General features: G+C 71.0%; 11 protein-coding genes. 6 read left to right on the plus strand and 5 right to left on the minus strand.

The features are described 5' to 3' along the window. Positions 1-304: 304 nt before the first annotated feature. Positions 305-1,060, plus strand: a complete 756-nt coding sequence (locus ACRYCC_RS16955; protein ID WP_433813125.1) for a dienelactone hydrolase family protein — start codon at positions 305-307, stop codon at positions 1,058-1,060. Positions 1,061-1,263: 203 nt separating this feature from the next. Then, positions 1,264-4,545, plus strand: coding sequence for a hypothetical protein (locus ACRYCC_RS16960; protein ID WP_433813127.1), 3,282 nt, complete (start codon positions 1,264-1,266; stop codon positions 4,543-4,545). A 29-nt stretch (positions 4,546-4,574) separates the two neighbouring features. Here the strand turns inward: ACRYCC_RS16960 and rox are convergent, their stop codons facing one another. From rox to ACRYCC_RS16980, 4 genes are all read right to left on the minus strand, one after another. Next, the gene (gene rox, locus ACRYCC_RS16965; RefSeq protein WP_433813129.1) at positions 4,575-6,005 is read right to left on the minus strand and encodes a rifampin monooxygenase; all 1,431 of its coding nucleotides are present in this window, start codon (positions 6,003-6,005) and stop codon (positions 4,575-4,577) included. Between the two features lie 316 nt (positions 6,006-6,321). Then, on the minus strand, positions 6,322-7,467 hold the full coding sequence (locus tag ACRYCC_RS16970; RefSeq protein WP_433813900.1) for an RNA polymerase sigma factor: 1,146 nt from the start codon (positions 7,465-7,467) through the stop codon (positions 6,322-6,324). A 5-nt stretch (positions 7,468-7,472) separates the two neighbouring features. Beyond that, entirely contained in the window at positions 7,473-7,880 is a 408-nt protein-coding gene (locus ACRYCC_RS16975) for a YciI family protein (RefSeq protein ID WP_433813901.1), read from the minus strand. Positions 7,881-8,134: 254 nt separating this feature from the next. Beyond that, positions 8,135-9,052: an SDR family NAD(P)-dependent oxidoreductase gene (locus ACRYCC_RS16980; RefSeq protein ID WP_433813131.1), complete on the minus strand. Its 918-nt coding sequence runs from the start codon at positions 9,050-9,052 to the stop codon at positions 8,135-8,137. 221 nt (positions 9,053-9,273) lie between these two features. Here ACRYCC_RS16980 and ACRYCC_RS16985 point away from each other — a divergent pair, with 221 nt between their 5' ends. Continuing rightward, entirely contained in the window at positions 9,274-9,873 is a 600-nt protein-coding gene (locus tag ACRYCC_RS16985) for a TetR family transcriptional regulator (protein WP_433813133.1), read from the plus strand. A 141-nt stretch (positions 9,874-10,014) separates the two neighbouring features. Further along, positions 10,015-11,127, plus strand: coding sequence for an ABC transporter substrate-binding protein (locus ACRYCC_RS16990; protein ID WP_433813135.1), 1,113 nt, complete (start codon positions 10,015-10,017; stop codon positions 11,125-11,127). A gap of 156 nt (positions 11,128-11,283) precedes the next feature. Here ACRYCC_RS16990 and map read toward each other — a convergent pair whose 3' ends face one another. After that, the gene (gene map, locus ACRYCC_RS16995) at positions 11,284-12,051 is read right to left on the minus strand and encodes a type I methionyl aminopeptidase (protein ID WP_433813137.1); all 768 of its coding nucleotides are present in this window, start codon (positions 12,049-12,051) and stop codon (positions 11,284-11,286) included. A 49-nt stretch (positions 12,052-12,100) separates the two neighbouring features. Here map and ACRYCC_RS17000 point away from each other — a divergent pair, with 49 nt between their 5' ends. Both ACRYCC_RS17000 and ACRYCC_RS17005 read left to right on the plus strand, forming a co-directional pair. Beyond that, entirely contained in the window at positions 12,101-12,418 is a 318-nt protein-coding gene (locus ACRYCC_RS17000) for a helix-turn-helix domain-containing protein (protein ID WP_433813139.1), read from the plus strand. A gap of 126 nt (positions 12,419-12,544) precedes the next feature. Then, on the plus strand, positions 12,545-13,027 hold the full coding sequence (locus ACRYCC_RS17005) for a hypothetical protein (RefSeq protein ID WP_433813140.1): 483 nt from the start codon (positions 12,545-12,547) through the stop codon (positions 13,025-13,027). Positions 13,028-13,033 lie beyond the last annotated feature (6 nt).

Raw genomic sequence — 13,033 nt, forward strand, 5'->3', positions numbered from 1 at the left:
TGCGAGGTCGGCGACCATCGCGAGGGTCTGCGGGAACAGCCGGCCAACGGATCGTCCCAGGTCGCGGCGAGGGCCGGGTCCAGGCAGGCCCGGTCGGCGCGGGCCGGCAGGAAAGGGTTGGCCGCGATGGCTGTGCGGCTGATACCCTCCGGAGGCCGTGACATCGCACGAGGAGGTGAGACCCATGAAGCTGTATCCAGGTGGGTGCTCCCTCTCTTCTTCACGGTTGGGCATTTGACGTAGGTGTCGCCGGGAGCGCCTCAACGACAGGCAATCCCGAAAGGCAACAACACCTATGCATTCTGTGCATTTCACTGCGGAGACATCGTCGAACGGTGTCGTCGAACGCGACTTCACTGTGGGCGAGGTCCCCGGCGTGCTCTGGTCGCCCGCATCCGGTTCCGAGCACGCACCCCTGGTGCTGATGGCGCACGGTGGCGGCCAGCACAAGAGGGCACCGGGAATCCTGGGCCGTGCACACCGCTTCGTGACCGGCTGCGGGTTCCACGTCGCCGCGATCGACGCGCCCGGACACGGCGACCGGCCTCCGACGGCGGAGGACGAGCAGCACGTCGCCGTCCTGCGGCGGGCTCAGGCGGCGGGCGAGCCGCTCGGCCCGGTCGTCGTGGGGTTGCACATCGCCCTGGCGGCGCGTGCCGTGCCGGAATGGCGGGCGACCCTGGACGCCCTCCAGGAACTGCCGGAGATCGGCGCCGAAGGGCCGATCGGCTTCTGGGGCATCATGCAGGGCACCGGGATCGGGGTGCCGTTGACGGCGGTCGAACCCAGGATCACCGCGGCGGTCTTCGGTTGTCTCGGGCATGAATCCCTGACCGAGGCGGCGGCGCAGATCACCGTCCCGGTCGAATTCCTTCTCCAATGGGATGACGAGTACATCGAACGCCAATCCGGCCTGGCGTTGTTCGACGCCTTCGCCTCGAAGGAGAAGACGTTGCACGCCAACGCGGGCGGGCATGGCGAGGTGCCCAGGTTCGAGGTCGACAGCGCGGCCCGGTTCTTCGCCCGGCATCTCGGCTGGATCGGCACGTCACCGGCCTGAGGTGACAGGTATCGGCGGCCGGCCACCAGCCGGTCGCCGATACGGGGGCTCCGCCCGCGACGGAGCCCCCGAAACCGGCCGCACGCGGCCGCCTGCGCATCACTCTGGGCTCGGCTGACATAGGTCCGGAACAACTGCTGCTGTTAATGGCGAAATGCACAGGTCGTGGCGGCCGGATCCCGCATGATTGCCCTGTGCTCCGGATGTCGCGAAGGACGGCGCCCTCTGCCGGTGACCGACTGCTGGTCGTCGCCCGTCAGCTCGCCGACGCCGTCGGCGCGGCGGAGCAGGAGGCCCTGGCCCGCCTCATCGGCGGGCCGGGCGTCCCGGCCGGAGTCGAGTTCGTCCTGCATACCGAGGCCGCCGACCCCCTGCCGTACGCGCGGCTCGAGGACGTGCTCGCGGACTGGCGTGAGCGGCGGCCGGTCTGGCTCGCCGTCGTCGGCGGGCCGGGCAGCGGCAAGACCGTCCGGATCGTCGACCTCATCCTGCGCCTGCTTGCCGAGCGCGGCCCCGGCGAGCCGGTCCCGGTGCGCCTCGACCCCGGCGACCGTCCGGCCGGCGCCGCCGATCTCATCGGCTGGATCGTCGCCGGACTGATGGCACACGGCCTGAGCGCGACCGATGCCCGGTTCATGGCCCGGGAGCAGATGGTCCTCCCGGTGCTCGACGACCTTCAGGAGGACGTCCCGCTGGTCGTGGAGTACCTCCGCCACCACCCGCGGACCCGGGTGATCGTCGGCCAGCGTGCCCGGATGCCCGACGAGCCGCCCGCGCCCTACACGATCGCCGAGATCGCCCCGGCGAGGCTCGACCGGCAGCGCGACGACGTGGCGCGGAAGGCCGCCGAGCCCGGACGCTGGCAGCCGGTCTTCGACGACCTCGCCGCACGTCCCTTCACCTTGCTCGGCCGCGAGCTGTCCCGGCCCTGGCGCTTCCTCCAGGCGGTCGCCGCCCTGGAGGAGCGGGACGCCGACGGCAGGTACCTGCGCCAGCCACGCGATCTCGTTGAGGGTCGCCTGTCCGTCGCCGAGCTCCTCGCGGACGCCCCCGGCGCTGACCAGACCCCCCTGTACGGACGCGACGAGCAGATCCTCCTCCAGCACGCCCGCGCCTGCCTGGACGACCAGCGCGTCAGCGGCTACATCCGCGACGGCCATGTCAACGCCGACACCATCCTCGCCCGGCTCAACCTCATCTACGTGACCGAGGAAGCCCGCAAGCTCGCGTCGTACGAACGCGCCGCGGAGACCGGGCAGGCCCTGGACCGGCTCGGGGAGAAGCTCTCCCGGCTCCGCAGGCAGGCCGCCCTCCGCCCCGCCGGCCAATGGCAGCTCGTGATCTCCGCAGGGGTGAGCCTGCTGTTTCTGGTGATGTGGCGGTTCGGCCCCGTCGTCGCCGTCATCTCCCACTTCTACGGTCGCAGCTCGCTCCTGTTCCTTGTCGGCGGAGCGCTCGTCGGGATGGGCACCGCGGCCCTTCAGCTCGGGCGCGCACGTCACGGAGCGTCCCTGGTCGTTTCCGGGGCCGCTGTTTCCGGCTTATGCCTCGCATTTCACCTCGGGCATCCCGTCGCGTTCCTGCCCGGCCTGTTCAGCCACTTCGTGGTCCTCTACCTCGCCAGGAAGCCGGACCCGAAGCACCGGGGGTCCAGCTATCCGGCCTACCTCGTCCTCGGGGACCAGGCCTACCGCAAGGTCGCAGCGGAGGCCGAGAAGGAATGGCTGGAGGAGGCCCGGAACGCGGTGATCGTGCCCGAGCTGACCCGGATCATCAATGGGCTGCTCGGCGCGGACTTCCACCGCTACCTGTACGAGTACGACGCGGGCGGGCTCAAGCGCGTCCACGACCTCCGGCTGTTCGTGCCCACCCGGTCGAGGACCAGGGTGGAGGCCACGCTGAACCGCTCGGACTCGGCGAGCATCGCGATCGCCGGGCCCAGGGGGGCGGGGAAGTCGACGCTCCTGCGCTCCCTCGTGCAGGAGCCGGGCCAGTTCGCGCTCTCGGTGGCGGCGCCCGCGGAGTACGTGCCCAAGGACTTCCTGGTGGAACTCTTCCAGCGGCTGTGCGAGCGGTACGTCGAGCGCTACGGGAAACCCCCGAGGGCGCGGAGCGCACAGGCCCTCCGGCTGGTGCGGGCCGCCCTCCGCGTGACGGCGCAGGCGCTCTTCCTGCTCGCTGCGCTCGCGGTGCTCGTGTTGTTCCTTTACCCCGCCGACTGGGAGGGATCCTTTCGCGCCGCCTACCGCTGGACGGGAGAGCTCTGGGACCGCTCCCTCCCCGGCCTGCAGGAGTTCTGGCAGGGCTCGACGGGCCCGGCGGTCCTGGGCCTGGCGGTCCTGGGCCTCATCTCCGTGGCCGTCGTCGCGTACGCGTGGCGTCGGCGGCCGGAGCGGACACGGCTGGTGCGGCGGGCGCGGGGCTACACGGCGAGGCTGCGCAAGGAGCACACCAGCACCTGGACGCTCACCGCGAACATTCCGGGCGGGCGCGGCGGGTTCGCGCGCGGCGGGACGGCCAAGGAGCTGCCGTGGAACCTGCCGGAGCTGGTCGGGGAGTTCCAGCGGTTCCTGGAGGACGTCGCGCGGGCCGAGGCGGCGCGGGGACAACGGGTACTGATCGCGATCGACGAGGTGGACCGGATCGGGTCGATCGCGCAGGCCGAGCGGTTCGTCAGCGAGATCAAGGCGGTGTTCGGGATTCCGCACTGCTTCTACCTGGTATCGGTGGCCGAGGAGGTCGGGTCGGTGTTCGCGCGGCGGGCGCTGGCCGGGCGGTCGGTGTTCGAGAACGCCTTCGACGAGATCGTGATGGTGGAGGCGCTGTCGCTGCCCGAGGCGCAGGAACTGCTGCAAAAGCGGGTGCCGGGACTGACCGACTCCTTCGTGTACCTGGTGCACGCACTGTCCGGCGGGCTGCCGCGGGAACTCATCCGGGTGACGCGCCGCCTCATCGAGGTCAACAACGAGACCGACACCCGGCCGCGACTGGCCGCACTGGCATGCCGGCTCGTCCGGGAGGAGGTGTACGACGCGCTCGCCGGGACCCGCAGCCACCTGGCGCAGCTGGCGCCCGGCCCCGAATGGGCGCCGGTCTTCGACGAGCTGCGGACCCGGCTGGCCGCCCTGGACGGCGACGCCGCCCTCCCGCCCGTCCTCGCCGCCCTGGCCACGTTCGACAACCGGCTGCCCGCGCCTCCGACCGGCCCGCCGGACAATCCACGGGGAGTGCCCGAGGAGGGTCCCCAGGCCGAGGCACGGGCGGCGGTGGTCGCGCTGGCGGCGCTGGCCGACCATGGGCGGACGTTGGCCGCGGCGTTCGACGAGCCCCACTTCGACATCGACGCCGTCCGGGCCGCCGCGCCCGGCTCCGACGCGTCCTACGCGGAGCTGTCGGCGGCGCGCCGGGAGCTGAGCGTCTCCCCGCAGAGCGCCCGCGCGGCCCTCGCCCGCTTCCGCAGCGCCACCGGCCTGGCCGCACCCTGACTCCAGCCGTTCGGGCCACAACCGCGCGCTCAGCCGGCAACAGCGGCGCCGAACCACTTCGGCAGCCGCCTGAGCAGCTCCTGCTGGTCTTCACCGACCCACGCCACGTGGCCGTCCGGCCGCAACAACACGGCGGGCACGTCCAGTTCCTCGCTCACGTCGACGACGTGGTCGACCCGCCCTGCCCAGCCCGCCACCGAGAGCCGGCCGGTCTGGTCGAGCAGTAGCCCGCGGCCGCCGTGCATCAGCTCGTAGAGGCGCCCCCGTTTCAGCTGCACGTCCCGCATCCGGCGGCCGAGCAGTTCGTGGCCCTCGCCGAAGTCGTAGCGGATCCCGATCGCGATGATCTTCTCGATCAGGTAGCGGTTCACGTCCTCGAAGTCCATCAGTTCCGCCAGCAGCCGGCGCACCGCCTGCGGGCCCGGCTCGGTGGAGATCAGCTCCATCTGTGCGCGGGTGTTGTCCAGCACGTCGGCGGCCACCGGGTGGCGTTCGGTGTGGTAGCTGTCCAGCAGCCCCTCCGGTGCCCAGCCGCCCACCTCGGCGGCCAGTTTCCAGCCCAGGTTGAACGCGTCCTGGATGCCGAGGTTGAGGCCCTGTCCGCCCAGCGGTGGGTGGACGTGCGCCGCGTCGCCGGCCAGCAGCACCCGGCCGGTCCGGTAGCGCTCGGCCAGCCGGGTGGCGTCGCCGAAGCGGGACAGCCGGCGCGGTGAGTGCACGCCGAAGTCGGTGCCGGCGAACGCCCGCAGCTGTTGCTTGAGCTCCTCGAGGGTCGGCGGGACCGAGCGGTCCTCGGCCACCCCCTCGGCGGGCACGACGACGCGGTACACGCCGTCCCCGAAGGGCCCGACGCCGAACCTCAGCTGGGTCTTGCGGACTTCGGCCACCACGGCGGTCACCGTCTCCGGTGGCACGTCCACCTCCATCTCGCCCAGCAGCGTGTCGGCCCTGGAGGGCTCACCGGGGAAGCCGACACCGAGCAGCCTGCGCACCGTGCTGCGGCCACCGTCGCAACCGACGAGGTAGCGCGAGCGCAGTCGCGCGCCGTCGGCCAGCTCGACGGTCACCCCGTCCTCGTCCTGGCCCAGCCCGACCAGCTCGCAGCCGCGCCGGATCTCGGCGCCGAGCTCGGTGGCGCGCTCGGCCAGCAGGCGATCCGTGGTGGGCTGCGGGATGCCGAGGACGTAGGGATGCGTGGTGTCCAGCCGGTCCGGCGAGGGCTTGGCGATGCCGGCGAAGAAGCCGCCGAGCGGGTGCGGCCGGCCGTGAGCGAGGAACCGATCCAGCAGGCCGCGCTGATCCATCACCTCGATGCTGCGCACGTGCATACCGAGCGAACGGACATACGCGGTCGGCTCCGTCTCCTTCTCCAGCACGAGCACGTGCACGCCGTGCAGCCGCAACTCACCGGCCAGCATCAAGCCGGTCGGTCCGCCCCCGGCAACGATCACGTCGATCACGAAAACCCCCCATTCGACAAGGTCGCGTTGCGGCAGCGGCTCCGCGCAGTCCGGCGGCGGGCGCCCCCGCCCCTCCGCGCCGAGCGCCGCGACCGCACCGCAAGTTCCACCGGCGGTTCGACGTCCCGCCAGACCCACACGTCGACGAGCACAGGTACGTCGCGGACCCCTGATTTCCGCAGGTTCTGGCTTCGGTCGGAGATTCTGCGGCACGACCCGGGTCTTGCCGCAAGCCCCCTGGTGGGCTATACGCTGAAAGTGGCAAGGAGTGGAACCTCCTTGCCTTCACTTTTCGGTCGTCCGCTGTGCCCGCCGCTCAACTGCGCAGCTGCGCGTTGAGCCGTGCGGCCTGTCGCGTCAGGTGGTCGCGTTCGGGGAGGCTGGGCGCCGATCGGGCGGCTTCGGCGTAGAGCCGTGCTGCGGTCACCGGGTCCCGGTCACGCTCGTGCAGGTACGCCGCGACGGCGGTGTGGCGGGGCAGGGCGGGGTCGAGCCCGGTCAGGGCGGCCAGGCCGGCCCGCGGGCCGTCGGCCTCGCCGACCGCGACGGCCCGGTTGAGGCGGGCCACCGGGCTGTCGGTGAGGCGCACCAGTTCGTCGTACCACTCGACGATCTGCACCCAGTCGGTCTCCTCGGCCGTCCGGGCGTCGGCGTGGAGCGCGGCGATGGCGGCCTGGGCCTGGAACTCGCCCAGGCGGTCGCGGGTGAGGGCCGTCTGGAGCACGTCGACGCCCTCGGCGATCAGGCGGGTGTTCCACAGGCCGCGGTCCTGCTCGGCGAGAGGCACGAGCCTGCCGTCGGGGCCGGTCCGTGCTGGGCGCCGGGCGTGGTGGAGCAGCATGAGCGCGAGCAGGCCCGCGACCTCCTCGTGCTTGGTCTTGGCCGCCAGCTGGCGAGTGAGCCGGATCGCCTCGCCGGCGAGGTCGACGTCGCCGGAGTAGCCCTCGTTGAAGACCAGGTAGAGCACGCGCAGCACCGTGCCGACGTCACCGGGCTGGTTGAACCGGACGCCCGAGACGGTCCGCTTGGCCCTGCTGATCCGCTGGGCCATGGTCGCCTCCGGCACGAGGTAGGCCTGCGCGATCTGACGCGTGGTCAGGCCGCCGACCGCGCGCAGCGTGAGCGCGACGGCCGAAGCCGGCGTCAGGGACGGGTGCGCGCACAGGAAGTACAGCTGGAGCGTGTCGTCCGCCACCTCGCCCGGGCCGGGCACGGGCTCGCCCTCGACGCGTACCTCACGGTGCCGTCGGGAGGTGTCGGCGCGGGCGGCGTCGAGGAACTTACGCCAGGCCACGGTGACCAGCCAGCCCTTGGGATCCCGCGGCGCGTCGTCAGACCACACGCGTACGGCCTCGACCAGGGCGTCCTGCACGGCATCCTCGGCCGCCGCGAAGTCGGCTCCGCGACGGACGAGGACACTGATCACGGTGGGCGTGAGGGCCCGCAGCAGGGCCTCGTCCACCGTGGTCACTCCGTGATGGTCGGGGACGCGGTCAGGAACGGGCGCACCTCGAGCCACTCGTGGATCGGCTTCCCACCCGCACCCGGAGCCGCGGACAACTCGCCGGCCAGCTCGAGCGCCCGCTCGTAGGTCTCGACGTCGATCACCATCCAGCCGGCGATCAGGTCCTTGGTCTCCGCGAACGGGCCGTCGGTGACCGGCGGCCGCCCCTCGCCGTCGTAGCGGACGAACGTGCCCTCCGGGGAGAGCGCCTGACCGTCCACGAACTCGCCGGTGCCCTCGAGCCGATCGGCGAAGTCCTGCATGTACCGCATGTGGGCCGAAACCTCCTCCGGCGTCCACTGGTCCATCGGCACGTCGTTGACCGGTGCCGGCGCGCCCCGGTAGTGCTTGAGCAGCAGGTACTTTGCCATCATGTTCTCCCTGGTGTGTACGGCCCATTGTGGCCGTGTTCACTCCGGGGACGGAGCCGCGCGCGGGTTCTCGACATCCCACCGGACATTTCCTGGCGGTCACTGCAGGCGAGCATCATGCCGACCGAGCTGGAGGCTGGTGGTGACGTGCCGGGGTACGAGCCGCCGCAGCAGTGGTGCGGCCGATGACCAGGACGCCGGTGACCGCGTCGTCGCGCAGGCAGGCTTCCAGGACTCCCTGGCCCACGGGCTGCTCAGACGGGGAAGGTGACGTCGGTGAGCTGCTCGGACACACTCCACAGGCGCTGCTGGACCGCCAGGTCGTAGGAGGCGTCGCTGGAGGTGACCATGTGGGGGTGGCCGCGAACTTCCCCCATGCCGTCGGGGCCGTAGTACTGGCCGCCGAGGACTGCGGGGTCGGTGGCGGCGCGCAGGGTGGGCAACGCGCCCATGGCGGCCTTCTGGGTGATCAGCGGCATGAGCGCGGTCATCCCGGCGCGCACCGGGGCGGGGGCGTTGCGGCCCAGGTCGGTAGCGGCGGCGCCGGGGTGCGCGGCGACCGCGATGGTCGCAGCGCCGTGGCGGGCCAGGCGGCGCTGGAGTTCGTAGGTGAACATCAGGTTGGCGAGCTTGGCCTGCCCATAGGCGCCGACCCGGCTATAGGAGCGGTGCCAGTTGAGGTCGTCGAAGTGGATGTCGGCCTTGATCCTGTGGCCGATGCTGCTGACGGTCACCACCCGCGAGCCCGCCACGGGCAGCAGCAGGTCCAGCAGCAGCCCGGTGAAGGCGAAGTGCCCCAGGTGGTTGACCCCGAACTGGGTCTCGAACCCGTCGCTGGTCTTGCCGGCCGGGGTGTACATCACTCCGGCGTTGTTGATCAGCAGGTCGATGTTCGGGTACTCGGCGCGCAGGTCCGCGGCTGCGGCGCGCACCGACTCAAGCGACCCCAGGTCCAGCCGCTGAAGGCTGAGCTTGGCGCCCGGCGCCCGGCTGGTGATGGCGGCGGCGGCCCGCTCGCCCCTGTCCAGGTCGCGCACCGCCAGCACCACGCTCGCGCCGTGCTCGGCCAGGATCCGCGCGGTCTCCAGGCCCAGGCCGCTGTTGGCACCGGTGACCACCGCCACCCGGCCGTCCTGGCGAGGGACGTCCCGTTCGCTCCACGAACTGCTCATATCTCTGCCTCCTGCACGATCGACATCAAGGGCCGCCGCGCCCTCCCGGCGATGACGCCCGGGCACGGCGAAGATCACGTCTGGCGGACACGCGGCACACCTTGCGGTGGCGGCGGTGCCGGTCAGAGGTGCTGGCACAGGATGTGCCCTGCACCTGATGCCACCATACGCCAAATGTGCTACCGAGTGTCAAACTCGCCCCCCGGTGATAGTGTGAGGTCATGCAGCAGCGCACCTCGAGCCCCGTCCGTGAACGTGCCCGCCTCGCCATGCGGGCCGAGTTGGCGATGCTCGCCCAGGACCTGTTCGCCGAGAAGGGTTACGAGCAGACCACCATCGAGGACCTGGTCGCCGCTGCCGGGATCTCCAAGCGGACCTTCTTCCGCTACTTCACCTCCAAGGAAGACCTTGTCCTGGGCAAGCACGACGTATGGGCCGAAAAGCTCATCGAGGGCTTCTCCGCCCGCCCCGCCACCGAGCCGGTGTGGGAGTCCTTCCGGCGCACCTTCGACCTCGTCGTCGCCTACTTCGACGACCCCACCCAGCGCTCGCGCACCCTGGCCATGGAGAAGGTCATCCACGCCAACCCCGCCCTCGGCGCCGGAGAACTGGAGCGCATCTCACGGATCCAGGACCAGCTCGCCGCCCTCGCCGGCCGGCGCCTCGGACGGGACCCCTCAACCGACCCCCGGCCCGCCGCCCTCGCCGGCGCCGCCCTGTCCTGCCTCATCACCGCCAAGAACATCTGGATCGTCACCGACCAGGCTCAGCCCTTCGCCGACCTCCTCGACCAAGCCATGGCGGCCCTCACACCTGCCTAGCGATGGTGGTGGATCAATGTCCGGCATGGTCACCCAGGTACGCTCGCCACGGCGAGATGAGATGTACGCGTACTACCGGGCCTTGCCACTCTGCGATCCGGGCAGACCGCAACCGCATCGTCACACGGGAGACGTCAGCGCATGAATACGCCACCATCGCCACCTGGAGCGGAGCGGACTGACGGATCATCCGTCCAGATCGGTGCTCTCGTTCCGCTCACTCGGCCTGGCTGGGTCGAGGCGGGCCGACACTTGCTCGCCGGACTCGAGCTGGCCGTTCGCGAAGTCAATGAGGCCGGCGGGATCGCCGGAAGACCACTCGAGCTGGTGGTCCGAGACACCGCGGCTGATCCACAGCGGGCCGCGGCGGCCGTAGACGAACTGGCCCGCCTGGGCGTGGCCGCGTTGGCGGGGGAGTATCACAGCGTCGTCGCTCGTGCCGCTGCCGCCCGGGCCGACGCCCTCGGCCTGCCGTTCCTCTGCTCGTCAGCGGTTCTCGACGCGCTCACCGAACAGCCGACGGAATGGGTCGCGCGCCTCGCCCCGGCGCAGTCCCACGGCTGGCAGATCTACGCGGACTTCCTCCTCGGCGCGGGCCACAGCCGGATCGCCGTAGCAGCCGAGCCGAGTGTCTACTGGGCATCTGGGGCCCGCATTCTGCGGGACCACCTCGCTCCCCGCGGCGGCACCGTCATCGAACTCGACATGCGCGCGCTCGCCCCCACGGCCGTGTGCGACGAACTCGTCGACAATCGCGCGACAGCCCTCCTTCTTCTGGTGGGTCACCCGGAGCCGGCAGTGTCGATCGTCCAATCCGTCCGCCGCGACCAGCGCCTCGCCGAAGTCATGATCGGTGCTCCCGCGGGGCAACCGGAGTTCGCCGAATGGGCGAGGTTGCTGGGCGACGACAGCGCCGCGATCCCGTTCTTGCGCTACCTGCCCGAGCGCCTCAGCCCACTCGGCGCACGAGTCGAGAAGGGCCTCCGCGGGCGGCTGGCCGAAGCGCCCTCCTTCGTCGCCTTCGAGGGCTACGACACGGTGGCCGTCCTCGCCGATGTGCTGCGTTCGCACGGCGCGGACCGGGCGCGCACTGCCGAAGCCTGGCCGTGTGTTGCGGTCGAAGGCACCCGCGGGAAGATCCGGTTCTCTCGAACGCCAGGCATCGGCGTTTGGCAATGGGCTTGGGCGCCGATCCAAGTCGTTGATCGAGACCCGGCGGAACCCGATCGCTTTCGGATCCTGCACGCCGGCTGAGAGATGCGACGCTCGCCGACCTAGGCCAGGGCGACCTCCCGTGGACGGTCCTGGCCGACCCGGCGGGTAACGAGTTCTGCGTCCTCGCCCGGGCCTGACGCGGAGCCGCCGCCTGCGTGCAGGTCAGCGGCAGGCCGCTCGACGTGGTCTCGAGTGTCAGGGAAGAGTCAGGATGACCGGGCCGTCGTCGGTGACAGCCACCGAATGCTCAACGTGGACGGTACGGCTGCCGTCCCCGCTGCACACCGACCAGCCGTCGTCGGCCATCGCGTAGTGGTTGCTGCCGCCGGCCATGAGACTCGGCTCGATGGCGATGACCATGCCGGGGCGGAGCCGCAGTCCGCGGTTCGAGCGGCCCTCGTTGGGGACGAACGGGTCCTCGTGCATGGCGCGTCCGATGCCGTGGCCGGCGAAGTCGTTCTGAATGCCGTACCCGGCCGCTCGGCCGATACGGGACATGGCCTGGCCGATCGCGCCCAGCCGAGCCCCAGGCACGGCTTCGATGATGCCGGCGTCCAGCATGCGCTCGGCCGAGCGGATCAGTTCGGGATCTCCGCCGCGGGCCCGACCAACGGTGAAGGTGATGGCGGCGTCGGCATGCCAGCCGTCGATGTGGGCGCCGCAGTCGACACTCAGCAGGTCGCCGTCGCGGAGCCGGTAGCCGGTGGGCAGCCCGTGCAGCATGACCTCGTTCACCGAGGTGCAGATCACTCCGGGGTAGGGGGTGGCGCCGAAGGCGGGGTGGTAGCCGAGGAATGACGAGCCGGCGCCGGCCTCGTACATGATCTGGCGGGCCAGCTCGTCAAGCTCGGCCAGGGACACGCCGACGGCAGCGTGGGACCGGACCTGCGCGTGGACCGCCGCGACAACCCGGCCCGCCTCGCGCATCACTGCGATCTCGCCGCCGGACTTGAGTTCGATCATTCCTTGCTCCCATGAGGTCCAATAACTATACCGGTATTAGTATTGGAGCATGGTACGGGAACCGTTGTCGATCACAGACCGGGAGCGCGGGGAGCGGCTCGGCGAGTCGCTGCGCGCGGCCCGGGGCTCGCGCAGCATCACCGATGTGGCGATCAGGGCAGGGATCTCCCCTGAGACGCTAAGGAAGATCGAACGTGGTCGCATCCCCACGCCGGCTTTCTTCACTGTTGTCGCGGTGGCCAGGGTCCTGGGCCTTTCGCTCGACGGGCTGCTGGCCAAGGTCGGTCAACCAGAGGTCGTTCCCGGTGCACAGGACGGTGTCGCGGCGGCCGCTCCGGCCGGAGGTGGGCTCAGCGCCGCTGGTTGACGCCCGGCGCCTGGGATGAGGCGGCCCCTCGAGAGTTGTTCCGCCAGGGCAGTAAGCGCATGTCACACCGGACCGTCGAACAACGCGCCCGGACTGGCCCGCACCGCCTCGTCCCACACACGGTCCATGAACACCTGGTGCTCACCGACACGTCCGGCGCAGGCGCCGGACGTCACGGCCGGTGCATGCCCTGACGTGCGCGGCAATGTGTCCGGCGGGTTCGCCGGACACCCGGTCTCGCGGCGAATGTGGGCGGACCGACCCGTGGAGAATGCCATGTTCGTTCACCTAGGCCAGGTGTCCCTGGCCGCCTCGTTCAAGAGCCTTTTCGAGCTGATCGTCTACCTGGCGACGGCCGGCGGAATGCCTTCCTGGGTGGTTCTCGTGGCCGAGCTGGTGATGGCCCTGGCCAGCCCGCTGGGTCACTTCGTCGCAGACAAGTCCACGGTGGGACGGAATCTGACCTGGATGCCTCTGGTGGGCGCGGTCGTGGTTCTTGCCGTCCTCAAGCCGCCGGCAGCGGTGACGTTCGTCGAGGGCCTGGCCGGGCTGGTGCTGTTGGTGTTCAACGCCCTGGGGAACCTGGTGACGGCGCTGCTTGCAGGTTGAGCAATC

The organism is Actinomadura scrupuli, assembly GCF_050971785.1.
Taxonomy (GTDB): domain Bacteria; phylum Actinomycetota; class Actinomycetes; order Streptosporangiales; family Streptosporangiaceae; genus Actinomadura_E; species Actinomadura_E scrupuli.

Bases quoted from the DNA above. Each gene is read 5' to 3' on its own strand.
- ACRYCC_RS16960 (WP_433813127.1), top strand. From the start codon at position 1,264: ATGTCGCGAAGGACGGCGCCCTCTGCCGGTGACCGACTGCTGGTCGTC.
- ACRYCC_RS16975 (WP_433813901.1), bottom strand. From the start codon at position 7,880: ATGGCAAAGTACCTGCTGCTCAAGCACTACCGGGGCGCGCCGGCACCG.
- ACRYCC_RS16980 (WP_433813131.1), bottom strand. From the start codon at position 9,052: ATGAGCAGTTCGTGGAGCGAACGGGACGTCCCTCGCCAGGACGGCCGG.
- ACRYCC_RS16985 (WP_433813133.1), top strand. From the start codon at position 9,274: ATGCAGCAGCGCACCTCGAGCCCCGTCCGTGAACGTGCCCGCCTCGCC.
- ACRYCC_RS16990 (WP_433813135.1), top strand. From the start codon at position 10,015: ATGAATACGCCACCATCGCCACCTGGAGCGGAGCGGACTGACGGATCA.
- map (WP_433813137.1), bottom strand. From the start codon at position 12,051: ATGATCGAACTCAAGTCCGGCGGCGAGATCGCAGTGATGCGCGAGGCG.
- ACRYCC_RS17000 (WP_433813139.1), top strand. From the start codon at position 12,101: ATGGTACGGGAACCGTTGTCGATCACAGACCGGGAGCGCGGGGAGCGG.
- ACRYCC_RS17005 (WP_433813140.1), top strand. From the start codon at position 12,545: ATGAACACCTGGTGCTCACCGACACGTCCGGCGCAGGCGCCGGACGTC.